18 protein-coding genes are annotated in these 24,133 nt (G+C 71.2%); 15 read left to right on the top strand and 3 right to left on the bottom strand.

Annotated features, from left to right (window positions below; genetic code table 11):
* Positions 1-129: 129 nt before the first annotated feature.
* Positions 130-699, top strand: a complete 570-nt coding sequence (locus VF746_16135; protein HEX8693953.1) for a hypothetical protein — start codon at positions 130-132, stop codon at positions 697-699.
* A 372-nt stretch (positions 700-1,071) separates the two neighbouring features.
* On the opposite strand, the gene VF746_16130 is transcribed toward VF746_16135, so the two are convergent.
* Complete coding sequence (locus VF746_16130; GenBank protein ID HEX8693952.1) at positions 1,072-2,106, bottom strand: NAD(P)-binding domain-containing protein; 1,035 nt, start codon at positions 2,104-2,106, stop codon at positions 1,072-1,074.
* Positions 2,107-2,523: 417 nt separating this feature from the next.
* Here VF746_16130 and VF746_16125 point away from each other — a divergent pair, with 417 nt between their 5' ends.
* The 6 genes from VF746_16125 (at position 2,524) to VF746_16100 (ending at position 9,419) form a co-directional block, all read left to right on the top strand.
* A complete protein-coding gene (locus VF746_16125; protein HEX8693951.1) occupies positions 2,524-4,425 on the top strand; it encodes a PQQ-binding-like beta-propeller repeat protein in 1,902 nt (633 codons plus the stop codon).
* Positions 4,422-4,838 carry a c-type cytochrome gene (locus VF746_16120; protein HEX8693950.1) on the top strand — a complete coding sequence of 139 codons (417 nt, stop codon included), beginning with the start codon at positions 4,422-4,424 and terminating at the stop codon, positions 4,836-4,838. The genes VF746_16125 and VF746_16120 overlap by 4 nt, the downstream gene beginning before the upstream one ends.
* On the top strand, positions 4,828-5,808 hold the full coding sequence (gene coxB / locus VF746_16115; protein HEX8693949.1) for a cytochrome c oxidase subunit II: 981 nt from the start codon (positions 4,828-4,830) through the stop codon (positions 5,806-5,808). The genes VF746_16120 and coxB overlap by 11 nt, the downstream gene beginning before the upstream one ends.
* Positions 5,805-8,372, top strand: coding sequence for a cytochrome c oxidase subunit I (gene ctaD, locus VF746_16110; GenBank protein ID HEX8693948.1), 2,568 nt, complete (start codon positions 5,805-5,807; stop codon positions 8,370-8,372). The genes coxB and ctaD overlap by 4 nt, the downstream gene beginning before the upstream one ends.
* Positions 8,359-8,736, top strand: coding sequence for a hypothetical protein (locus VF746_16105; protein HEX8693947.1), 378 nt, complete (start codon positions 8,359-8,361; stop codon positions 8,734-8,736). The genes ctaD and VF746_16105 overlap by 14 nt, the downstream gene beginning before the upstream one ends.
* Positions 8,737-8,846: 110 nt before the next feature.
* Positions 8,847-9,419, top strand: a complete 573-nt coding sequence (locus VF746_16100; protein ID HEX8693946.1) for an NADPH-dependent FMN reductase — start codon at positions 8,847-8,849, stop codon at positions 9,417-9,419.
* A gap of 183 nt (positions 9,420-9,602) precedes the next feature.
* Here VF746_16100 and VF746_16095 read toward each other — a convergent pair whose 3' ends face one another.
* Positions 9,603-10,592 (bottom strand): TRIC cation channel family protein, encoded by a 990-nt coding sequence (locus VF746_16095; GenBank protein HEX8693945.1) that lies wholly within the window; start codon positions 10,590-10,592, stop codon positions 9,603-9,605.
* Positions 10,593-11,078: 486 nt separating this feature from the next.
* Positions 11,079-11,915 (bottom strand): universal stress protein, encoded by an 837-nt coding sequence (locus VF746_16090; GenBank protein HEX8693944.1) that lies wholly within the window; start codon positions 11,913-11,915, stop codon positions 11,079-11,081.
* Between the two features lie 343 nt (positions 11,916-12,258).
* Between VF746_16090 and VF746_16085 the strand changes: the two genes are divergently transcribed.
* The 8 genes from VF746_16085 to VF746_16050 all read left to right on the top strand — a co-directional run bounded on the left by VF746_16085 (position 12,259) and on the right by VF746_16050 (position 24,075).
* A complete protein-coding gene (locus VF746_16085) occupies positions 12,259-12,756 on the top strand; it encodes a MarR family transcriptional regulator (GenBank protein ID HEX8693943.1) in 498 nt (165 codons plus the stop codon).
* A gap of 56 nt (positions 12,757-12,812) precedes the next feature.
* Entirely contained in the window at positions 12,813-13,883 is a 1,071-nt protein-coding gene (locus tag VF746_16080) for a VOC family protein (GenBank protein ID HEX8693942.1), read from the top strand.
* Between the two features lie 502 nt (positions 13,884-14,385).
* On the top strand, positions 14,386-14,976 hold the full coding sequence (locus tag VF746_16075) for an NADPH-dependent FMN reductase (protein ID HEX8693941.1): 591 nt from the start codon (positions 14,386-14,388) through the stop codon (positions 14,974-14,976).
* 370 nt (positions 14,977-15,346) lie between these two features.
* Positions 15,347-16,249 carry a cytochrome c gene (locus VF746_16070; protein ID HEX8693940.1) on the top strand — a complete coding sequence of 301 codons (903 nt, stop codon included), beginning with the start codon at positions 15,347-15,349 and terminating at the stop codon, positions 16,247-16,249.
* 93 nt (positions 16,250-16,342) lie between these two features.
* Positions 16,343-17,149, top strand: a complete 807-nt coding sequence (locus tag VF746_16065) for a hypothetical protein (protein HEX8693939.1) — start codon at positions 16,343-16,345, stop codon at positions 17,147-17,149.
* A gap of 222 nt (positions 17,150-17,371) precedes the next feature.
* Positions 17,372-18,154, top strand: coding sequence for a hypothetical protein (locus VF746_16060; GenBank protein HEX8693938.1), 783 nt, complete (start codon positions 17,372-17,374; stop codon positions 18,152-18,154).
* Positions 18,151-21,099: a glutamate-cysteine ligase family protein gene (locus VF746_16055; GenBank protein ID HEX8693937.1), complete on the top strand. Its 2,949-nt coding sequence runs from the start codon at positions 18,151-18,153 to the stop codon at positions 21,097-21,099. The genes VF746_16060 and VF746_16055 overlap by 4 nt, the downstream gene beginning before the upstream one ends.
* A 159-nt stretch (positions 21,100-21,258) precedes the next feature.
* Complete coding sequence (locus VF746_16050) at positions 21,259-24,075, top strand: hypothetical protein (protein HEX8693936.1); 2,817 nt, start codon at positions 21,259-21,261, stop codon at positions 24,073-24,075.
* Positions 24,076-24,133: the final 58 nt, after the last annotated feature.

The raw sequence follows: 24,133 nt of genomic DNA, 5'->3' as shown, positions 1-24,133 counted from the left end.
CGGGCCGTCCTGCCGTGACCGCGGCACAACTGTGCGGTGGACGGCGCGGACAGGCAAGGATTTTCTTCGTATGCGCGGGCCGGAATCTTGCTTTCCTCCGCGGCGGAAGCTCAAACGGAGGAGGAAAGCATGCCACGCTACGGACTGGACTACCGGGGGCTGCGCATGGGCCCGGGGTGGGGGTGGGACGACCGCTCCGACCCCAACTGGCGCGACGGCACCTACCACGGGTACCGGATGGACGCGGGCCCGCACCAGGCGCCCTACGGCGACCACCGGCTGCACCACCAGTACGAGCTGGGCGGCCACGGCGGATTCGACGGGCGCTACGACTGGCCCGACGGCCGCTACGACCGCCACGGGATCTACCACGAGGCGTACGAGGGCGGCGGCGGGATGCGCTCGGCGCAGCGGGTGCGCTACGAGGTGGACTACGAGCCGCGCTGGGAGCGCTCGGGCGGGGTTCGCTACGACAGCGCCTACCTGCGGCAGTACAACGCCCACAGCCCGGCGCTGGGCCGCGGCGGGCCGGAGCGCTCGTGGGGCTTCGCCGAGGGCCCCGACGCGCCGCCGATGCGCCGCCACGACTCCCGCGGCCGCCCCACCGACGAGCGGGGCCACGCCGGCTACAACACCGGCGGCTTCGCGGAGGGCAAGTTCCGCGGCCCCGGCACCCGCGGCGCCGCGCCCAACCGCTGACCCGGCCGGTTCGGACGAGACGAGAGGCCCGCGGCTCGGGAGGGAGCCGCGGGCTTCGTCGCGTCCGGATGGCGGCGGGCCGGCTTCCTACCATTTTCCCCGGCTTGCTTCCGGATCCTGTCCGATCGGCGAGGGCGGCCACGAGCCGCTGGCCGGCCCGGAAGCGGGTTCCGCGCAGTGGGGTGCGTCACCGCCACAGATCGGGTCGAAGCGTTCCTCGCCGCGTAGCGGAGGCTGGCCCCTTGACGGTACGCAGGTTCATGTCGCGGGATGGGACGCTCGAATCCCTCCCGGAAGCATCCAGCTCACCGACCAGGTTGCCGAACAGGACGTTCGTGGGGACCCGCCGCTCCGCCTCCGGATTCCACGGGACTACGGCACCACGCTGACGGCCGCCCACCGGGTGTAGCGGTTGACGAAGCGGCCGCCGTGCCGGGCCATCACCTCGCCGACGCGTTGCGCCATGGCCTCGTCGTCCGTCTGGACGACCACCACGGCGTGCCCCGCGTCCAGCTCCCGCAGGTGCCGCTCCGCGTGCTCGTGCTCGTAGCCCATCAGCATCTCCAGCACCCCTCTGCCGCCCTCCATGGACCGGGCGATGTGGGTCTTCCCCTGGCTTCCGTAGAGAACCTCGACCGCGTCCTCCACCCCGGCCGCCGCGCACGCGCTCGCGATCCCCGCCGCCGCGGCGGGGTTGTCGAACACGCCGACGACGGCGTTCTTCGGGAACCCGTGGTGCGGCTCGTCCGCGGGGGTGCCGGGGAGGAGGAGCTTCCAGCCGGACATGAAGCTGGTGCCGAGCCGCTCCTGCGAGGCGATGCCCAGGAACCCGAGCGCCTCGAGCTGGCGGGAGCGCTCCAGCGGCCCGAGCGGGATCGCGCGCATCCCGCCCGCGCGCACCAGCCCGGCGACTCGCTCGTTGGCCTCCTCGTCGTCCCCCGCGATGAACACGTCGAGCGGGCGGCCGGCGACGGTCCCCGTCACCAGCGTCCCCGCGAACGTGGTGTTGAACGCCTTCACCACCCGCGCGCCGGGCAGCATCCCCCGGATCGTCTCCGCCGCCGAGGGACCGCCCTCGGTGACCAGGCCGTCGAAGCGCTCGTTCAGCGGGTTGGAGATGTCCACCACGACATTGCCGGCGAGAAGCCCGCCCGACTCCCGCACGAACGCCAGCGTCGCCTGGTACGGCAGGGCCAGCACGACGACGTCGCTCGCGGGGATCGCTTCCCCGGGTCCCTCCGCCGCGCGGACGCCGCTCCCCTCCGTCGCGTGCGATCCGAGCTCCCGGGCGAGCGCCTCGGCCTGCTCGCGGTCCCGCCCGACGAGGACGACGGAGTGGCCGCCCGCCAGCAGGCGGGTCGCGATGCCCCGGCCCATGTTCCCGGGCCCGACGATGGTCACGTTCACGGACGGCTCGCTGTCGAGAAGGGTGATGCACGCGCGGAAAGCGTGAGGTCGCTCCGCCCCCCTGCCGGCGTCGCGTACGTCGGCGGGGGCGCGCGGAGGTGACGCATCGCAGATGCCACCCGCACACCAGGGAACTGCACCCGGCGCGGAGCCCGCCACGAGGTCGCTTCGGCGGAAAACCGCGCCCCTCCCCTGCGGCCGGGAGGCTGTGCGATACACCCCGCGGCATCTCACCGCGGGCGATCCCCTCCGGCGTCGCGACTCGCGGATTTTCCCTGCCGCGTGCGCGGTTTCACCGCTCGCCGCGCCTGTGCATGTTGGGGGCGCCACGGCCCTGGAAATGCGTGCACGCACTGCACGCTTCCGGTGGCGCACCGGAGCGACGGGGCCGTTCTCACCTCACGCGGGTGAACGTCCATGAACGAGCTTCCCCCGCGCCCGTTCCCGACCGGCGGGCGTCTCGCAGCCCGCGCCCTCCTCGTGGCGGGACTCGCGCTCACCGGCTGCGGCGACTCCCCGCGATCACCTTCGGACAGCGTCGGCTGGCTCGGCTACAACAACAGCCACGACGGCCAGCGCTTTTCCCCGCTCGACCAGATCAACACCCGCAACGTCGCGCAGCTCAAGACCGTCTGCGAGCTGCGCATGGGCGAGGAGGGGCCGTTCCAGACCGGGCCCGTCGTCGTCGGCGACACCATGTTCCTCACCACCTCCCACACCACGGTCGCCATGAACGCGACGACGTGCGCCGTCTTCTGGCGCCACGTCGACGCGTCCGGGGTGCAGGACCCCATCGCGGTCAACCGCGGCGCGGCGTACCTGGGCGGCCGGCTCTACCGCGGGATGCCCGGGACGCGCCTCGCCGCGTTCAACGCCGCGACCGGCGAGAAAGTGTGGGACGTGAAGGTGGGCGACCCCGCGGTGGCCGAGTTCCTGAGCAGCGCGCCGATCGCGTGGAACGGAACGGTCTTCATCGGTCTGGCGGGGGGAGACTGGGGGATCCGCGGCCGGGTGATGGGCTTCGACGCGGCCACGGGGAGGGAGAAGTGGCGGTTCTGGACCATCCCCATGGGCTCGGAGCGCGGCGCCGAGACCTGGCACATCCCCGCGACCGCCGAGCGCGGCGGCGGGGCGATGTGGACCACGTACACGCTGGACACGCTCGCGAACGAGCTCTTCGTGCCGGTGGGGAACCCCGCCCCGGACTTCGCGCCCGACGCGCGCCCCGGGGACAACCTGTTCACCAACTCGGTGGTGGTGCTCGACGCGGCGACGGGCGCGCTCAAGTGGTGGTTCCAGGCCGTCCCGCACGACGGGTTCGACTGGGACATGAGCGCCGCCCCCATGCTCTACACGCCTCGTGGCGGCCGGCCGCGCGTCGCGATCGCCGGCAAGGACGGCAACCTGTTCGGCGTGGACCGCTCGACGCACCGGGCGGAGTTCACCACGCCGATCACCACCCTCCTGAACGCCGACAAGAAGCCCACGCCCGAAGGGATCCGCGCCTGTCCCGGCGCGCTGGGCGGCGTGGAGTGGAACGGACCCGCGTACGACGCCGCCAGCGGGACCATCTTCGTGGGGACCGTGGACTGGTGCGCCACCTTCACGCTGGGCCAGGGCGAGCAGCTCGCGTACAAGCCCGGGCAGCTGTACATGGGCACCGGGTTGGAGGGCGATTCCGCGGAAGCCTCGACGGGGTGGGTGACCGCGGTGGACGGCGCCACCGGACGGGTGCGCTGGCGGTACCGCACGCCGAAGCCCGTCGTGGCCGGCGTGACGCCGACGGCGGGCGGCCTCCTGTTCACGGGTGACCTGGACGGCAACTTCTACGCGTTCGACAAGGCGACGGGGAAGATCCTCTTCACCACGCAGACCGGCGGGGCGATCGCGGGAGGCGTCGTCACCTACAGCGTGAACGGCACGCAGTACGTGGCCACTACCTCCGGCAACGTCTCGCGGTCCACGTTCGGCGTCTCCGGGAGCCCCAAGGTGGTGGTGATGGCGCTGGAGGCGCCGCCGTACGGCCCGCTCTCGATCTCGCTGCCGCGGGTGGGCGCCCGGGGCGTGATCCCGGCGGGGAGCGTCGCGGGCGTGGACCTGTACGAGCAGAACTGTGCGGGATGCCACGGGTCGCACGGCGAGGGCGGCGGCGGCGGCCCGGCGCTGGTGCCCGGCACGCGGCGGGACACGACGGCCATCGCGGCGTTCATCCGCAACCCGAACCCGCCCATGCCGGACCTGCACCCGTCCCCATTGAGCGACGAAGACGTCCGGGCGATCGCGGCGTACGTGCGCACGCTGCAGGGCGGCACGCCGTGACGCACGTGCGCACGCGGCTCCCCGTGCTCGCGGGCGCCGTTTTCCTGGCGTGCGCCGTGACGGGCGGCTGCGACCGGTCGGAGAACGCCGCGGAGGGGAAGCGGGTGGCGGGCGGCGACCCGGCGCGGGGACAGGCCCTGCTCGCCGGCGGCGCCCACGGCTGCGGGGGGTGCCACTCGATCCCGGGAGTGCGCGGTGCCATCGGGGTGGCCGGCCCCCCGCTGGCCGGGATGGCGCGGCGGGGCTTCATCGCCGGGGAGCTCCCCAACACGCCGGGGAACCTCGTGGCCTTCCTCCAGGACCCGCCCGCCTTCGTCCCCGGCACCGGGATGCCCGACGTGCGGATGAGCCTGGCGGAGGCCCGGGACGTGGCGGCCTACCTCTACACGCTGGAGCCGCCGGATGAACGCTGACCCGCGGCGCCTCGCCCCCTTCCTCCTCGCGCTCCTGGCCGGCTGCGCCGGGCCGCAGTCCGTCCACGACCCGGCGGGGCCCTCGGCCGCGTCCATCCACCGGCTGGGGATCGTGATGTACGGGATCGCGGCGGTGGTGGTCCTGCTGGTGAGCGTGCTCGCGCTCCTTCCCTTCCTGCGCCCGCGCGAGGGGCCGGTGAACCGCAGGCTCTTCCTCTGGGGCGGCGGCGTCGCGCTCCCGCTCCTCACCCTGACGGCGCTCCTCCCCTACGTCTTCAGCGTGGGCCACGGGATGCGCGCGCCGACCCGGCCCGACCGGCTCACCGTGCAGGTCACGGGACACCAGTACTGGTGGGAGATGTCGTACCGGCGGGGCGGGGCCCCGGCCGCCTTCCCTTCCGCCAACGAGCTCCGGCTGCCGGCCGGTGAGCCAGTGGAGCTGCTGCTGCACGCCGACGACGTCATCCACAGCTTCTGGGTGCCGAACCTGGCGGGAAAGGTGGACATGATCCCCGGCCGGATCACGCGCCTGGTGCTCCAGGCGGACCGGCCCGGCGTCTACCGCGGCCAGTGCGCCGAGTACTGCGGCCGGCAGCACGCGCTGATGGCCTTCGACGTGGTCGTGCTGCCGCGCGCGGAGTTCGACGCGTGGCTCGCCCGGCTGGGCCAGCCGGCGCGCGAGCCGCCCACGGCCGAGCTGCGCGCCGGGCGCCGCCTCTTCGTGGAGCTGGGGTGCGGCGGGTGCCACGCGGTGCGCGGCGTGGCCGACGGCCGCACCGCGCCGGACCTCACCCAGGTGGGCGCGCGGCGCAGCATCGGGGCGGGGACGCTTCCCGGCGGGGTGGGCAACCTCGCCGCCTGGATCGCGAGCGCGCAGCACCTGAAGCCTGGCAACCAGATGCAGTCCTACGACCGGCTCCGGGGCGGTGAGCTGCGCGCCCTCGCCGCGTACCTGGAGTCGCTGAAATGACGCCGCCCCCCGAGGGGAGCGCGGCGAGCCCGGCGGCCGCGAGTTCGACGGCTGCCGTCCCCGCGCTCCACCCGCAGTCGAGCGGGCCGGACGGGCTGGAGCGGCTCCGCGCCGCGTGGGCGTTCCCGCGCCGCTTCGGCTTCTTCACCGAGGTCAACAACACGCACGTCGGCCTCCTCTACATCGCCACGGGCCTCGTCTTCTTCCTGGCCGCGGGGGTGCTCGCGCTGCTGATGCGCATCCAGCTCGCCCGTCCCGGCAGCACCTTCCTGGACGCGGACGCCTACAACCAGTTCTTCACCATGCACGGCACCGTGATGATGTTCCTCTTCGCGGTGCCGGTGGTGGAGGCGGTGGCCGTCCTCCTCCTGCCGGGGATGCTGGGAGCGCGCGACATGCCGTTCCCGCGGATGTCGTCGCTGGGCTACTGGTGCTACGCCCTGGGCGGCGTGATGGTCTTCTCCTCCCTGTTCTTCGGGGTGGCGCCGGACGGCGGCTGGTTCATGTACCCGCCGCTCACCGGCCCCGAGCACTCGCCCGGGCTCAACACCGACGTGTGGGTGCTGGGGCTCGGCTTCGTGGAGATCTCCGCCGTGGCGGCGGCGGTCGAGCTGGTGGTGGGGATCCTGAAGACGCGGGCGCCGGGGATGACGCTCTCCCGGATGCCGATCTTCGCCTGGTACATGCTGGTCACGGCCGCGATGATCATGATCGGGATGCCGACGGTGATCGCGGCCGACATCCTGCTGGAGCTGGAGCGCGCCTTCGGGATGCCGTTCTACGACCCCGCCCGGGGCGGCGACCCGCTCCTCTGGCAGCACCTCTTCTGGCTGTTCGGGCACCCGGAGGTCTACATCATCTTCCTCCCCGCGGCGGGGATGGTGTCGATGATGCTCCCCACCTTCGCGCGCGCGCGGCTGGTCGGCTACACCTGGCTCACCCTGTCGGCGCTCTCGGTGGGGTTCCTGAGCTTCGGGCTGTGGGTCCACCACATGTTCACGACCGGCCTCCCGGTGCTGTCGCTCTCCTTCTTCGCGGCGGCCAGCTCGGCCATCGCCATCCCCATGGGGATCCAGGTCTTCGCGTGGATCGCCACGCTCTGGGAGGGGCGGCCGGTGCTGCGCGCGCCCATGCTCTTCATCCTGGGCTTCCTCTGCATCTTCACCATCGGCGGGGTGACCGGCGTGATGGTGGCCGCCGTCCCGTACGACTGGCAGGTGCACGACACCTACTTCGTGGTCGCGCACTTCCACTACGTGCTGATCGGGGGGATGGTCTTCCCGCTCTTCGCGGCGATCTACTACTGGACGCCGGCCGTGACGGGGCGGCTCCTCTCCGAGCGCGTGGGGCGCTGGGCGTTCTGGCTCATGTTCGTGGGCTTCAACGCGGCGTTCCTCCCCATGCACCTCACGGGGCTGCGCGGGATGCCGCGGCGCGTGTACACGTATCCGGGCGGCATGGGCTGGGACGCGCTGAACCTGGCCGCCACGGTCTTCTCCTTCGTCTTCGCGGCGGGCGTGCTGCTGGTCGCGCTCGACTTCGTGCGCCACCTCCGCCGGGGCCGCCCGGCCGGCGGCAACCCCTGGGGCGCGCCGTCGCTGGAGTGGGTGGCGACCACGACGCCGCACGGCTTCCGCAGCCTGGTCCCCGTCACCACCCGCTACCCGCTCTGGGAGCAGCCGAGGCTCCAGGACGACGAGGAGTCCGGCCGCGGCTACCTCCCCGACGCGCCCACCGTGGAGCGCGAGGCGCTGGTCACCTCGCCGGTGACGGCCGAGCCGGAGCAGATCCTCCGCATCCCGGGCCCCGGCTGGACGGCCTTCGTGGCCGCCGTGGCCACGGCCGTCGTCTTCGGGGCGATGACCGTCAAGCTGGTGAGCGTCGGCATCGTCGCGAGCATCGTCGCCGCGGCCGCGTACCTGTACTGGATGTGGTCGCTGGACCGGGCGCTGCCGCGGGAGCCGGCGGACGCGGGCCGGGGCGTGGCGCTGCCGCTGTACGCCAGCGGCAGCCGGAGCGTCGGCTGGTGGGCGATGGCGGTGCTCCTGGTCTCCGACGCGGCGGTGGCCGCCTCCTTCGTCTTCGCGTACCTCTTCCTCTGGACCACGCAGCCGCCGCACTGGCCGCCCGACAGGTCGCAGCTCCCCGCCTTCGCGGAGCCCGCGCTCTGCGCCGTGCTCGTCGTGGCGGGGTGGGCGGCGTTCGAGGCCGCGGCGCGCCTCAACCGGCGCGACCGGCGTACGCTCGCGATGGCCTCGCTGGCGGTCTCGGCGCTGGTCGCGGCGGGAGGGCTGGCCGTGGGCCGGGAGTGGCTGCCGGAGCTCGCCGATCCCACCCGCCACGCCTACGGGGCGGCGGTGTGGACGATCCTGGGCTACACGGGGCTGCACGTCGCGGTCGGCGCCGCGATGGCGCTCTGGTGCAGCGCGCGCCTGGTGCTGGGGATGATGGACTCCTGGCGGAGCCTCACGCTGCACGTCTGCCTGCTCTGGTGGCGGTTCACCGCCGCGGCGGCGGTGCTCGTCCTCCTGCTGGTCGCGGGGTTCCCCCATGCCTTCCCCTGACCGCGCCGCGGGGGCGGAGACGCGGGAGGAGCGGACGGTGCTGCCGCTGCTCGACACCGTCTTCGGGTTCTTCGTGTGGGCGGTCCATCTGCTGGCCGTCTACGCCCCGACGGCGGTCGCCTGCCAGCTGGGGCTGGGCGGGGCGGACGCCGCCACGCGGACCGCCTTCCAGGCCGGCTTGGTGGGGGTGACGGTGATCGCGGCCGCGCTGGTCGTGCTGCACGCGCTGCGGCGCTACCGCCGGCAGCGCGCGGTGCCGGAGCGGCGGTTCCGGATGGCCCTCACGCTGGGAACCGGCGCGGTCGCGGCGGTCGCCATCGTGTGGCAGCTCTTCGCGGTCCTGCTGCTGCCGCTCTGCAGATAGGCAGGGATGCAGCTGGCGGTGCGATGGCCCGCCTTCCGGCAGGAGGGGTGGGGCATGGCACGGTCCTGGCGGCGCACCCGGTCCCCGCAACCCGGCCCGGAGGAAGTGTCATGACCCCCTACACCGTCGGATATCTCATCGGCAGCCTGGCCAGGGAATCGATCAACCGGAAGCTCGCCCGCGCGCTGACGCGGCTGGCCCCGGAGGGACTGGTGATGAAGGAGATCGACTGGTCGCGGCTCCCCATCTACAGCTACGACTACGACGCGGACTATCCCCCCGTGGCCCGCGACTTCAAGGCGGCCATCGCGGCGGTGGACGCCGTGCTCTTCGTCACGCCGGAGTACAACCGCTCGATCCCGGGCGGGCTGAAGAACGCCATCGACTGGGCGAGCCGCCCGTACGGCCAGAACGCCTTCGCGCGCAAGCCGTCCGCCGTCATCGGCACCTCGCCGGGAAAGATCGGGACGGCGGTCGGGCAGCAGCACCTGCGCAGCATTCTCGGCTTCTGCAACTCCCCGCAGATGAACGCGCCCGAGGCCTACATCCAGTTCACCCCCGGCCTCATCACCGGCGACGGCGAAGTCACCGACGACGGCACGGCCGAGTTCCTCCGCGACTTCATGACGGAGCTGCAGGGCTTCATCACGAGGGTCTACACGGTGCTGCCCCGGAACGCGTAGCGCGCGCCGCGCGTCGACCCGGTCAGAGTCGTCCTGCCTGCGCAGACCAGGATCGAGCGGCTCCTGCTCTTCGGGGCGGTGGGACCAGGGCCGCCCGCACCTGGAGGCTGCCGCCGCAGCGCGCGGCCCCGCCTGTGGCGCGATACCCGTCCGCGTGCGGGGCGGCCGTGGACAAGCACGACCTCATGGAGGTGACGAGGGCTCGTGGGGAGGACGGATGACGGGCAGGCTCAGGCCGCGCACGATGGCGAGCAGCCGAAGCAGCACCACCGAGACCATCCCCACCACGCCCGCTGCAGGCCGTGGCAAGCCGAGCGTCTGCAGCAGCAGGTAGACCGAGATCCCCGCGATCGCCGCGGTCGCGTAGATGTCGCGCTGGAGGATGAGCGGGACCTCGGCGCTCAGCACGTCTCGCAGAATCCCGCCCGCCACTCCCGTCATGGTTCCCAGCAGTACGACGATGACCGGCGCGAATCCGGCGGCCTCCGCGATTCGCGCTCCGGAGATGGCGAACAGGGCGAGGCCCAGCGCATCCGCGACGAGGAGGGCGCGACCCGGGGCGGGCCGACGGCGCACGTAGGCCACCGTGAGCAACGCGGCGACACAGGTGACGGCGAGGTAGGTGGGGTCGAGCATCCAGAAGATCGGGTGACGGTCCAGGAGCAGATCTCGCAGTGTGCCCCCGCCGATGCCGGTGATCGTCGCGACCACCACGATGCCGAACAGGTCGAGCCCCTTGCGACTGGCGGCGAGCGCGCCGCTGACGGCGAAGACCGCCACCCCCATCAGATCGAACACGTAGTGAAGCATGCTGACCCGGAAAGGAAGTCGTCCTCCTGGATCGGCACCGCGTCGAAATCCGCGCGACCCGGTGGCCCTGCCGCTGTCTCCGACCGTCGTCGAGGCGACGATCCCGTGCTCGCCGATGCCCGTCTCGACCTCGTATCCCCACTGCCCGACGACGGCCGCGATGGATACCCGGAGGCGGCTTTCGCGCTGGCGGCCGTGGCCGGGGACCGGGTCCTCGGACCTGGCGGCCCGCCCGACGTGCGGCCCGCGCACGGGGCGGCGCACGGCGAGAACCGCGACGAGACCGAGATGCGTACCGGCTTCGCGGGCGCCGGCCGGGCTTCCGCGCCGGCGCGCCGCGCCGCTCCCCGGGGTCTGGTTCATGCAGCGCGCAGGCCCGGGCGGTGTGTGCACGTCCAACCGCAAGTCCGGAACGCACTTGCGGTCGGCAGCGCCCTCCGCTGGCGGTCTACCTCCGAGAGATGGGCAAGACCATGACCTCCCGCAGGAAGCAGAGCCCCGACGCGCCGAGGCGGGACGAGGAGAGCGCGGAGCGGACCGACGATCGCAAGGCCGCCCCGCGGCGGGGGCCGCGCCAGCCCCGGCCGTACCCTGACCCGATCGACGACACGCTGGACGACTCGTTCCCGGCGAGTGATCCGCCCTCGTGGGCGGGGAAGGTAGGGGCCGCTCGGCCCCGCGACACACCGCGACCCGGGGGAGGAGCCGCCGCCCGGCGCGGCAGACGAGCGACGCGCCCGCGGTGACGGACACCCGGACGGGCAGCATCGACGCGGCTCCGGTGAACGGCCCCGAACCGCATACGGCGCTTCATCAGCTGGAGGGCTGGTCGGCTACAGGGGGACGAGTTCAGGCTCGCCTGCTGTCCTGGTCCATCCAGGTCGCGGGCGGCACCAGCAGCAGGGGGCACGGCGTCGCGCGCGCGACGGCCGCCGACACACTGCCCAGACCCGACGACGCGTGCTCCACGCCACGGGTTCCGACCGCCAGCAGATCGGCGGATTCCGAGGCGGCACGCCGCAGGATCTCCTCGGCCGGGTCGGAGCCAGGACCCAACCGCTCGTCGATTTCCACGAAGGCGGCACCCCGGGCACGCGCGCGAGCCCGCTCGACCTCCTCGCGCACCCGCCGCACGGTGTCCTCGCCGGGGCTCGAGGTGACGTGCAGCGCGGTGAGCCGCGCCTTCCCACCCCGCGGGCGCAATGCCGACGCCCACGACAGGGCGACCGACAGCACCCCGCTGGTTGCCTCCGACAGGTCGATCGCGGCGATGACCCGCTCCAACGGCAGGCGCACCTCCATGGCCGTGACGAGGCACGGACACGGGGCCGCACGGACGACGCTCGCCGCCGTGCCCCCCAGCTCTCCCTTCTGGCCGGTGCCGCGACGGTGAGGCCCGAGGATCACCACGTCCGCATCGACGCGGGCGGCCCGGTCCAGGATCGCCTCGGCTGGCGTGCCAACCACGACCTGGGCGCTCTCGAGTCCAGGAGCGTCCGGCGCGGTCTCCTCGAACAGCTCCCTCAGCCTGGACTCGTCACCGGGGACCGGCTGATCCGCGACGTGCACCAGGTGGAGCCTGGCCTCGGCGAGGGTCGCCAGGCGGGCAGCGCTCCGGAGTGCGGATGGGGAAGACTCACCGAGGTCCGTGGCGACGAGTACCGATTTCAGCGTCAGCAGCCGCATTGGGCCTCCAGCCGCGAATGCTCCGGCGGCTCGTGGGGGTAGGCGCAGGGTTCTGGCAGGTTTCGGGCCGTCTGCACGCGCACGAGGCAGCGCGGCCACGGTGCCCTGCAGCTGGTGCTCACTTCGCGGACTCTACCGAAACATCAAGTATTTACAACGACGTGCCGCGCTCCAGCGGATTCGCTTGCTGACTCCGTGTGAGACATTCAATTACGGACTTCGGGCTCGAACAGTCCTCCGCAAATGGCATCACCCGGCGCTGTACCCGGAGCGTATCGACTTGCGAGGAAGCGCCGGCCGAAAGCCTTGACTCCCTTGACACGGCGTATATCTTAGTCCTGAGATGAATACGCGCATCGAACCGGCCGAGGGCGGGGAGACCCGCGAGGAGGGGCAGACGCTGGCGCTGCGGACGTGGGTCGCGCTGGCGCGGGCCTACAACGCGGTCGCCGCGCAGGTGGCGGACGACGTGGCCCGGCACGGGCTCACGCCGGCCGAGTTCGGGGTGCTGGAGGCGCTCTTCCACAAGGGCCCCATGCTGCTGGGCGAGGTGCAGCGGCGCATCCTGGTCTCCAGCGGCGGCATCACCTACCTGGTGGACCGGCTGGAGAAGCGGGGGCTGGTGGAGCGCCGCGACTGCCCCGGCGACCGCCGCGCCCGCATCGCCGCGCTCACGTCCGCGGGCGAGGCGCTGGTGCGCCGGATCTTCCCCGAGCACGCCGCGCGCATCAAGCAGGCCGTTTCGGGGCTGGGGAAGAAGGAGAAGCGCGAGGCCATCCGCCTGCTGCGCGCCCTGGCCGGGGGCGCGGCGCCGGCGGCGGGGGAGAAGGCGGAGGGGTGATCCGCTTTCGTTTTGGTCGGATATCTCAGTAGTGAAACATTGATGGAGAGAATACGATGACGCCGCTCGCGACGCAGGGGCTGCACCACGTGACCATGGTGTCGGGGGACGCGCAGCGCACGCTGGACTTCTACCGCGGGGTGCTGGGGCTGGGGCTGGTGAAGCGCACGGTCAACTTCGACGACCCGGGCGCCTACCACCTGTACTTCGGCGACCGCACGGGGCGCCCGGGGACGCTGCTCACCTTCTTCGACTGGGGCGGCGCGCCGCGGGGGAACCCGGGGGTCGGCGGCGTGCACCACGTGGCGATGGGGGTGGAGGCGGAAGCAGGGCTGCTGAAGTGGAAGCGGCGCCTCGCCGACCACGGGGTGCGGGTGAGCGGGCCGTACGACCGGCGCTGGTTCCACAGCATCTACTTCACCGACCCCGACGGGCAGATCCTGGAGATCGCCACGAAGGGCCCCGGCTACACGCTCGACGAGCCGGCGGACGCGCTGGGGCGGCGGGAGATCGTGCCGGGGGCGGAGAACCTGGCGGGGACCCGCGACGAGGCGGCGATCCTGGCGCGCACCTGGCCCGAGCCGGTGCCGGCGATCACCCCCGACATGGCGCTGGACGGCATCCACCACGTGAGCGCCATCACCGGCGACGTGGAGCGCGCGAACGACTTCTATTCGCAGGCGCTGGGGATGCGGCTGATCAAGCGCACGGTGAATCAGGACGACCCGTCGATGCCGCACTGGTTCTGGGGCGCGTACGACGGGCACGCGGTGGCGCCGCACAGCTCGTTCACGCTCTTCGGCTTCCCGCCGAACGGGCGCCGGGCGCGCGGCGGGGTGGGGCAGACGCACCACGTGGCGTTCCGCGCGGCGAGCGCCGAGCAGCAGATGGAGTGGCGCGACCACCTGCTGGGGCTGGGGGTGGAGGTCTCGCCGGTGCTGGACCGCGACTACTTCACCAGCATCTACTTCCGCGCGCCGGACGGGCTGCTGCTGGAGATCGCCACCGACGGCCCCGGCTTCACGGTGGACGAGGGCGAGGCGGAGCTGGGGACTGCGCTGCAGCTGCCGGCGTGGCTGGAGGGGCAGCGGGAGGAGATCGAGGCGGGGCTGGCGCCTTTGCACTGAAGTGCGAAGTGCGGAAGGTCGAACGCGCTTCGGCGGGGAGCGGCGCGAGGCGGGGGCCCCCTCCCTGGCGCCTGGCACGCCTGTCCCTCCCCCGCTGCGCGGGAGAGGGACCTCCTCGCTTCGCTCGTGACGTGCGGAGCGAGGTCTCGCGGGGGCGAGGCATGCTTCGACCGGAGGATGGCGGCGGGTGCGCGGAAGGCGGGCCAACGTGCCGGGGCTGCCATCGTACGGACTCGCAGGCTCGCCCCTACCGAAGTCGTCGCGGGAGAGGAATCGCGCGACGATAAACCCGCGTGAGGGATGCGCGCCCGGAGGGCCGGGACGCCGCCGCCACGGGGTTATGTGGCGGCGGTGGCCCGGCGCGGTTGGGCACGGTCGTATCGTGCCCTACCGCGCGCGCAGCCCGGCCCGGAGCGCAGCGGAGGGACACGCCCAAACCGGTGGTTCGAGCAGTTCGCCGTTTCGTCGTTGGCGACACCTGAAAAAGAAGGGACGGGGACAGATGTCCGAGACCACCAACGTCGCCCGCCGGCCACTGACGGTGCTGGGGTTCGCGGGGAGCCTGCGCGAGGGGTCGTACAACCGGATGCTGCTGCGCGCGGCACGGGAACTGGCACCGGAGGGGATGACCATCGAGATCCACGACCTGAAGGACATCCCGCTCTTCGACGAGGACGTGGAGCGCGCGGGGATCCCCGAGCCGGTGGAGCGCTTCCGCGAGGCGATCCGGCGGGCGGACGCCATCCTGGTGGCCACGCCCGAGTACAACCACGGCGTCCCCGGCGTGCTCAAGAACGCCATCGACTGGGCGTCGCGCCCGCCGCTGCGCTCGCCCCTGGCGGGGAAGCCGGCCGCGCTCTTCGGCGCCAGCCCGGGGCAGACGGGGACGGCGCGGGCGCAGTCGCAGCTCCGCCAGGCGTTCGTCTTCACCAATTCCCCCGCGCTGCCGCAGCCCGAGGTGCTCGTCTTCCGCGCCCACGAGAAGTTCGACGCCGAGGGCCGCCTGACCGACGAGGCCACGCGCACCTGGGTCCGCAGGCTCCTGGAGGCGCTGGCCGACTGGACCCTCAAGCTGGCGCCGAAACCGGGCTAGGCGGGAAACTGCCTGTCTCACGCAGAGCAGCAGAGTCAGCAGAGAACCAGGGTTCCTCTGCCGGCTCTGCTGCTCTGCATGGGACATCCACGTCCCACTCCCCCTCGTCGGGCCGCCGCACGCGGAGGCGCGGAATGGGCGCAAGTCCGCGCGCCGCTTCGAGATCCGCACGAATTCCTTGACGCGCCGCCACCGGCCGTTTACCCTGTAGCGCTCCGGAGCGCGTCCACCGGCCGCTCCGGCTTCCGCAGCTCCGGCCCGCTCCGGGCATCGCCCCGCACCGACACCCGCTCCTCCGCGCGCCGGCTCGACCTCCCGGGCCGCGGCGCTTCGCTTCCCCCTCCCGCTTTCCCCGACGGAGACGACCTTCATGCGCAAGTGGATCAAACGAACCGGCATCGGCGTCGGCGGCCTGGTCGCGGTGGTGCTCGCCGCCGTCGCGGTGGTGTACGCCGCCAGCGAGATGCGCTTCCGGCGCGAGCTGCAGATCGCCGCCGCGCCGCTTTCCGTGCAGCCCGCGCCGGGACTGGTGGAGCGCGGGCGGCACCTGGCCACCGCGGTGGGCAAGTGCGGCGACTGCCACGGGGCGAACCTGGGCGGGACGCGGTTCCTCGATGCCGGCCCGCTGGGGACGGTCATCGCCAGCAACCTCACCTCAGGCCGGGGCGGCGTGCTGGCGAAGTACGACGACGCGGCGCTGGAGCGCGCCATCCGCCACGGCGTCGGGCAGGACGGGCGCGGGCTCTTCATCATGCCGTCCACCGAGTTCTACCACTTCTCCGACCAGGACGTGGCCGCCATCATCGCCTACCTGCGCACGGTGCCGCCGGTGGACAACGAGCTGCCGGCCTCGGAGATCCGCACGCTGGGCCGCGCCCTCTACATGGCCGGCCAGCTCCCGCTGGTCCCGGCGGAGAAGATGGACCACTCCGCGCCGCGCCTGCCCGCCGCCCCGGGCGTCACCGTCGAGTACGGCAGGTACCTGGCGACGGTGGGCGGGTGCACCGGGTGCCACGGCGCCGACCTGGCGGGCGCGCCCTCGCACGACCCGAATGGTCCGCCGGCCGCCAACCTGACGCCGGCCCCGGCCGCGCTCGGGAACTGGAGCGAGGCCGACTTCTTCCGCGCCCTGCGCACCGGGGTCCGCCCCAGCGGCACCGCGATCGACGCCTCCATGCCCTGGGCCTCCAGCGGCCGGATGACCGACGACGAGATCCGCGCGCTGTGGATGTACCTGCGCACGGTGCCGGCGAAGGAGACGCCGAAGGCCTGAACTGCAGTGCGAAGTGCGAAGTGCGAAGTGCGTGGGTGCGGAGGCATCCACGCACTTTTATCTTGGGCGGTGGTCCTGGGACGGAGGTGGAGAATGCGGCGATCCTGCGTCGCGGTGCGGCTGGCGGGGTGCGCGGTGCTGCTGGCGGCGGGGGTGGGCGGCGCGCCGCAGCCGCGGGTGCGGCCGGTGGTGGACGCGAAGAGCGGCTACCTGCTGGGCGGCACGGTGAACGGCGCCTGGCGGCCGGGGGAGCAGGTGGCCCGCCTGCTGCGCGGGCGGGAGCGCTACCGCGTCTACGGCGCCGGCCGGCTGCTGGGCGAGTCGGCGGGGAGCCGGCCGAAGTCGATCGAGGACCCCTGCCCCGACACCTACTCGGTGGGGCTCTCGCCGGCGCGCCAGGGCGGCGAGGTGGCCGTCGGCGGGGCCGGGGACGCGCTCCCCCGCCCGGCCCGGCAGGTGTACCCGGCCTCGGACCCCTGGGTCGCGTCCGTCCGCCAGATGCTGGCCCGCCACGGCATCGCCGACCCGAGCGTGCGGATGACCGGGGCCACGCGTGTGGACCTGGAGGGCGACGGCACCGACGAGATGATCATCTCCGCGCACTCGGGCCGCACCGACCGCGGGATCCGGGTGGAGGCGGGCGACTACTCGCTCCTCTTCGTCCGCAAGGTGGTCGCGGGCGCCGTCCGCACGGTGATGCTGGAGGAGGAGTACCACCCCAAAACGAGCGACGAGGAGATCCTCAACCGCTACTCCCTGGCCGCCGTGCTGGACCTGGACGGCGACGGCGTCTACGAGATCGTCGCGCGCGGCCAGTACTACGAGGGCGGCTGGACCACCGTGTACCGGCTGTCGGGGCTGCGCAAGCAGGTGCTCGCCACCGCCGGCTGCGGGGTGTGATTCGAACCTCTACCGAAAAGCCTCACACGGAGTCAACGGAGAACCCCTGCTGTTCTCCGTTGACTCCGTTTCCTCCGTGTGAGGCTTTCGTGATCGGGAGAGACGCGGGGTGGCGCCCGTGTCCGGAGACGCCCGCTGGTACGGGCGTTGCTCCGCTCGCCGGGGCTTCGCGGCGCAAGTGGAAGCGCCTTCGCCGGTTGGATCGGTCTTAGGAGAGGGAAGATGGCGTTCGCGCCCCCGGTGCTCGCCCCGGACGAGCGCGCCACGCGGGACTCGCGCAGCTCGCACGAGCTCCCCGTGCGGCGCTTCGTGCAGCCCGACGACGTGTCGTGCGGGCCCACCTGCCTGCGGAAGGTCTACGACTTCTACGGGCTGCAGGTGGACATGGACGAGATCGTCAACGCGCTGGAGCGCAACGAGGACGGGGGGACGCTGGCCGTCTTCCTGGGCATCGCGGCGCTCAAGCGGGGCTTCCGCGCGCGCATCTACTCGTACGACCTGCGCATCTTCGACCCCACCTGGGAGCAGCTGCCGCGCGACCAGCTGGCGGAAAAGATCCACGCGCGCTTCCCCTTTTTGCAGGACGCCAAGCGCCTGCGCGCCGCCCGCGCCTACATCCGCTTCCTGGAGATGGGAGGCGAGCTGGCGTTCGACGAGCTGACGCCCTCGCTGCTGAAGCGCATCATCGACCGCGAGCACCCGATCCTGGCCGGGCTCTCGGCCACCTACCTCTACCGCCACCCCCGCGAGCGCTGGGACGAGATGCTCGACCGGTCGGTGGACGACGACGTGCGCGGCGACCCCACCGGCCACTTCGTGGTGATCAGCGGCTACGACCAGTGGGGGCGGCGGCTCGTCGTCCTCGACCCGTTCGAGTACTTCCCCGACGCGGCCGAGGCGCGCATCTGGGTGAACGCCGAGCGGCTCATCAACTCGATCCTGCTGGGCGACGTCACCTACGACGCCGTGCTGCTGGAGGTGTGGCCGGCGGAGGTGCGCGCGTGAGCCGCAGGCGCGTGCTCGTCGTGGTCTCCCATCCGCAGGACGCCGCCGCCCTTCCGCCCGAGTCCGTCGTCGACGCCGACCGCTACCTGGAGGGCGGCGAGGAGCTGGCCGACCGCCGCACGGTGGTGGTGAACCTCTGCCGCTCCACCCGCTACGGGAGCAAGGGCTACTACGTCTCGCTCCTGGCCGACGCGCGCGGGCAGCCGGTGATCCCCACCGTGGAGACGATCCAGGGGCTGGCCGAGCCGTACGGCTGCTTCCGCGCCCTGCAGGAGGCGGGGGTGGACACGGTCGACGCGGGCGACATGCGCGCGCGCCGCCGCGCCCTGGGCCTGCCGCCGCCCGCCGAGCCGGACCCGGACTGCGGCGAGGAGGAGACGACGCGGCGCCCTTTCCCCGCGCCGCTGGTGTGCTGGCGCGAGGAGGGGGAGGAGCGCTACCGCGAGGCGCGGCCCGACGAGGTGGTGGAGACGCTGGTGTACCTGGGCGGCTGCCCGGACGCGCGCTTCGGGCGGGCGGCGCTGGCCGTCTACCGCGAGTGGCCGGCGCCGGTGCTGCGGCTGCAGCTGGTGCACGAGGAGGAGTGCTGGAAGGTGACGCGGGTGGCCGCCGTGCCGCCGCACCACCTCCACCCCGAGGAGCGGGTGAGGCTGGGCGGGGCGCTGGCCGACCAGCAGCGCGTGCTCCGCCGCGGGAGAGAGGCCCCGCGCGAGACGGTGCGCGCCTCGCTGGCCGTCCTCGTGGACCCCGGCGACCCGTTCAGCCCCTCGTCCCCCGAGACGATCGACCGGCTGGAGCGCGTGGCGGCGCGGATGAACGTGCACGCGCACCGCATCGGGCTGGGCGACCTGCGCAAGCTCCCCGAGTACGACGCGCTCTTCATCCGCGCGCTCACCGGCGTCAGCCAGCCGGCGTTCCAGTTCGCGCTGCGCGCCGAGGCGCTCGACATGCCGGTGGTCGACGACTCGCAGTCGATCATCCGCTGCTCCAACAAGGTGTTCCTGGAAGAGCTGCTCCGCCGCGAGGAGGTGCCGACGCCCCGGACGCTCATCCTCACCGCCCACACGCCGTGGGAGCAGGTGGAGGAGCTGGGGCTGCCGTTCGTGCTCAAGCTCCCCGACGGCTCGTTCTCGGCGGCGGTGCACAAGTGCGAGTCGCGCGAGGTGTACCTCGAGCGCGCGCGGGAGATGCTGCGCCGCTCGCCGCTGCTGATCGCGCAGGAGTGGCTGCCCACGGAGTTCGACTGGCGGGTCACCGTGCTGGGGGGGCGGCTCCTCTTCGCGGCGCGCTACCACATGGCGCGCGGGCACTGGCAGATCCGCACCGAGACGCGGGGGACGGAGCGCTACGGGAAGGTGCAGGCCGTGCCGCGCGGGGAGGCGCCGCCCGAGGTGGTGGAGACGGCGCTCCGGGCGGCGCGGCTGATCGGCGACGGGCTCTACGGGGTGGACCTCAAGGAGACGCCGCGCGGGCCGGTGGTGATCGAGGTCAACGACAACCCCAACCTCGACGTGGGCTACGAGGACACGGCCGACGGCAACGCCGTCTACGAGGACCTGGTGGAGTACTTCGTCCGCCGCGTGGAGGAGGTGTCCCCCGCCGCGCCGGACGCGCCGGGGGACGACGAGCCGGAGCCCGCGCTCCGGCGGATGCGCGCGCCGATCCGCGTGGCGCCGGCTTCGGGCGGCGGGGGGAGGTGGCGGGCCTTCGAGGTGGCGGGGATGGAGCTGGAGTACCCCACGGTGGACCGCGACCTGAACGTGGTTGCCCTGGTGGAGCCCGCCTTCCGCGTGCTGGCGGGGCGCGGGGTGAGCGACGTGGACCTGGGGGCGGTGGGCTTCTCCAACGAGATCGCCGACCACGTCTTCGAGGTGAAGACGATGGAGCCGGTGCGCTCGCTGGCGGACGCCGAGGCCGCGCTGGTGGAGGGGCTGCAGCGCTTCGCCGCGGTGCTGCGCGACGAGTTCGACGCGCGCCTGATGCCCACGGGGATGCACCCCTGGTTCGACCCGCGGAAGGGGCGGCTGTGGACGCGCTCGGGGCTGCGCATCTACACCACCTACGCGCAGCTCTTCGACGTGCGCACGCACGGGTGGATGAACGTGCACGCCGCGCACCTGAACCTCCCCTTCGGGAGCGAGCGCGAGACGATGGCGATGCACACGGCGGCCGCGCTCCTCGTCCCCTACCTCCCCGCCCTGGCCGCCAGCAGCCCGATGCACGACGGAGACCTGCAGGAGGCGGCGGACGCGCGCATGGCGTGGATCCTCCGGCACCAGGCGCGCATCCCCGAGAGCTGCGGCCAGATCGTGCCGGAGTACGTGGACAGCTTCGCCGCGTACCGGCGCGACGTCCTGCAGCCGATGTACGCCGCGCTCGACCGGCTGAAGAAGCCGGGGACGGAGCACATCCGCCACGAGTTCTTCAACACGCGCGGCGCCATCCTGCGCTTCAGCCGCCGGGCGATGGAGGTGCGGGTGCTGGACACGCAGGAGTGCGTGAAGATGGACGTGGCGGTCGCCGCCTTCGTGCGCTCCGCGCTGCAGCACCTCACCGGGGAGCTCCTCGCCGGGCGGACCCGGCTGCCGCCGCACGAGGTGCTGGTGGAGGACTTCCGCGAGTCGATCCACCGCGGGAGCGCGGCCGTGGTCGCCGCCCCGCACCTGGAGGTGGAGCGCGACGAGACGGGGCGCGCCGACGTGCGCGACGTATTGCGCCGGCTGCTGGAGGGCGCGCGCACGGTCGTCCAGCCGGCCGAGGCGCCGTACCTGGACCTGGTGGAGCGGGTGATCGAGACCGGCACCCTCTCCGAGCGCATCCGCGCCGCCCTCCTCCCCTTCGCCGACGCCAGCGACGAGGACTTCACCGAGGCCGCGCGCCGCATCTACATCGAGTTGATGGACTGCCTGGAGGCGAACGAGCCGTGGGCGGGGCGGGGGCTGTGAAGAAGCGCGTGAGCGGCGAGGCGGTCGGCACACGAGCGTAGTAGCATGAGCCACGCTCTCAATTGTTGCTCCTCGCGAGGACTCGCTCTAGCTTTTCTCGTTCCATCCGAGCGGTTCTCAGTCGCCTCCCCTAACATCCTTGTGTTGATTCAGCCCCTCATGGCCCACTACGCCGACCAGATCGCCAATCTCCCGCTGCTCAACCACCTTCGCCGAAGCGCGGGGCGGGACGACATCTCGAAGGCTGAGGTAGAGCAGCTCGTCGCGATGGTGCTCGGCGCGGCAGAGACGATCGGACCGCTACTCAAGCAGATACCGCAGACGTTCAGGCAATATACGGAGCACGACATCCAGCACAGCCGCAACCTGATCGACCTGATGGGGAGGTTCATCCCCGTGAAGACGCTAAAGCGGCTGAACGCGGTAGAACTAACAATCCTGGCGCTCTCTGCGCTCCTCCACGACTCCGGGATGTACGTTTCGGACGCGGAGAAGACGGCAGCGCTCGTGTCGGACGGGTACCGACGGTTCGAGGCGGGACAGGGAGAGCGCGCAGCGCTGCTGGCAAAGGCTCGTGCGGCTGGCGAGCACCTGCGCGCCGCCACGCTCCAAGATGCGCTGCTGGCGGAATACTTCCGCCGCCTGCACCCGGAGCGCGCGGCGGACGTGGTCAGGAAGCACTTGGCGGGAAAGTTGGAGTTCCGCGGAACGGACCTAACGCCCGCCGTGCTGCGCGTCTGCGAGAGCCACGGGTGGGGTGTGCTGGAGAGCAACGACCCGCGCAATCCGGAGAAGGCGGTCGCCCGTCTAGCGACCAACCGCCCACTCCCCGGCGTCCCGGTGAACGAACAATATCTGGCGTGCTGTCTCCGGCTGGCCGACATCATGGACTTCGACCGGTCACGCACGCCTGTGTCCGTCTTCCAGCACCTGGCCTTCACCGAAGAGAAGTCGTGGGAGGAGTGGAACAAGCACCTTCAGGTGAAGGGCTGGCACGTGGACGAGCACGAGGTGAGGTACGCGGCTCCGTGCACACACCCGGCGTTCTACGTGGCCGTGATGGAGTTCCTGGACTGGATCGACGCCGAACTGCGCGATTGCCGCGTGCTGGTCAGGGAGGCGCCGAAGCCCGTCGCCGAGCGCTACGAGCTGAACCTGCCGCCGGTGGTGGACCGGCGGCAGGTGGAGATGGAGGACCGGAGCTACTTGGCGGGCGCGTTCCGCTTCCAGCTGGACTACGAGCGGATCATGCAGCTGCTGATGGACAAGAGCCTGTACCCGGACCCCAGTCTCTTCCTCCGCGAGTTGCTCCAGAACGCCCTCGACGCCTGTCGTACCCGCGAGGCGCACGCGAAGGCCGCCGGCGCGCCGTACGAGGCCCGCATCGCGGTGTGGGATTACTCCGACAATTCAAAGGACCCGCGCATCGTGTTCCAAGACAACGGAATGGGGATGTCGCGGCGGATCGTCGAGAACTACTTCATGCGCGTCGGCCGCAGTTACTACAAATCCCCCGAGTTCGACGTGGAGCGACAGCGGCTCGCGGAAGCCGGCGTCGAGTTGGAGGCAACCTCACAGTTTGGCATCGGTATCCTCTCCTGCTTTATGGTCGCGGACAGGTTCAAGGTGGAGACCTACCGCGTAGGAAGCCAGCCGCTCCACATTGAGATTGAGGGCCCGACAAAGTACTCCACTATCCAGCAACTCCCCGAGCCCGAGCGCACCGACTTTCCCGCACGCCCTGTCAGCGACGCCGAAGAAGGGCCGCCGAGATTTCCGGGGACGAGGATCACCGTGCATCTGCGCCCCGACATCGAAATCGATGTATTGAAGGTGCTTGATCTGTTCGCTGTAAACGTGGAATACGAAACGCGTATATATCGCGGCAGTTCCGGTGAAGTTAACGTGATTACAACACGGAGATGGCGTAACGAAGAGCTCAAGCCCAGCGCACTGGACAAGTTCGGCAGGGATATGCGGATACACACTGATGAGCAGGGTGTTACGAAAGTATTAGATTCCCTCCTTGTCCCTGTGCGTGTACCGCTGGATCAATATGAGTTCGCTTCACATTTGGATGGACAAGCATGGGTCTGGTTATTACGCGGAGAGGCCGGCGAAGCTCGCCTATCAAGTGGTTACCTGGAGATCGGACGTTATCTTAGTTGTTCAGGCGCTGCCTCTTTTGTTGGGGAGGTGAACCAACTCTATCGCGCCCGAAGATCTAATTTGAAGATAACTCGTTCCGATTTAATTGCCAGGATTGCTGATGGGATTGCGACATTGACTAACCCCTTCGACGGGCTCGATAGTCCATATTTTTCACATGCTTGGAGCAATTTCTCATCTGACGAGCAACTCGCGATCCTTAGATCGCTGAAGAACGACACTCGGAATTCCATCCCTTGGTATGCTGATAAGGTGGCCGCTGAGGCGCTACTACGTGGGGGGATGGAATGGGCAGATCGCGAAGTTGACCTAGCGAGAGAGTTTAGTTTTTTCCATTCAACTGAAGCACTAGCCCTATACGGGATTCGATTGCCAGCGGGTATTGTTTCCTGGGATCCTATGACCGGGACAGCCGAGCGAGAAGAATTTTTCTTGGGGCGCGGAGGGTTCGCGGTCGACGTTCGTGGCGGAGGCATAAGGCCGGCTGCGAGTCGCCTGTTCGTTGATGCCACAAATGCGCAGATGGTGGTCACTCCATTGCTACGGTCCTTCACTCGTCTCGGAGTTTCCCTATTGAATAGCTCTGGGCAGGGAGATCTATTGGAATGGAGAAGCTGGTTTGAACAGACAATTTTGCCTTCTATCGATGGTTCAGACGTCTGGCGTCTGGAGTTCGATGCAATTGAGCAGAGCGTTAGGTACTTATGCACGATAAACTCTGCTCTGATCCTTGGTTATTCGCCTGAAATCAGCATTGGAGGGCATAGAACGAAAGAACCCATGTCGCATCTTCTTGAGCCGCGGTAAGATGGGTGGTGTCGAAGCAACCATCCGTCCGCGAACCCTCGAAAGCACGACATGGGTG

Source organism: Longimicrobium sp. (genome assembly GCA_036389795.1).
GTDB lineage: Bacteria > Gemmatimonadota > Gemmatimonadetes > Longimicrobiales > Longimicrobiaceae > Longimicrobium.
This window is presented reverse-complemented; position numbering and strand designations above follow the sequence as displayed.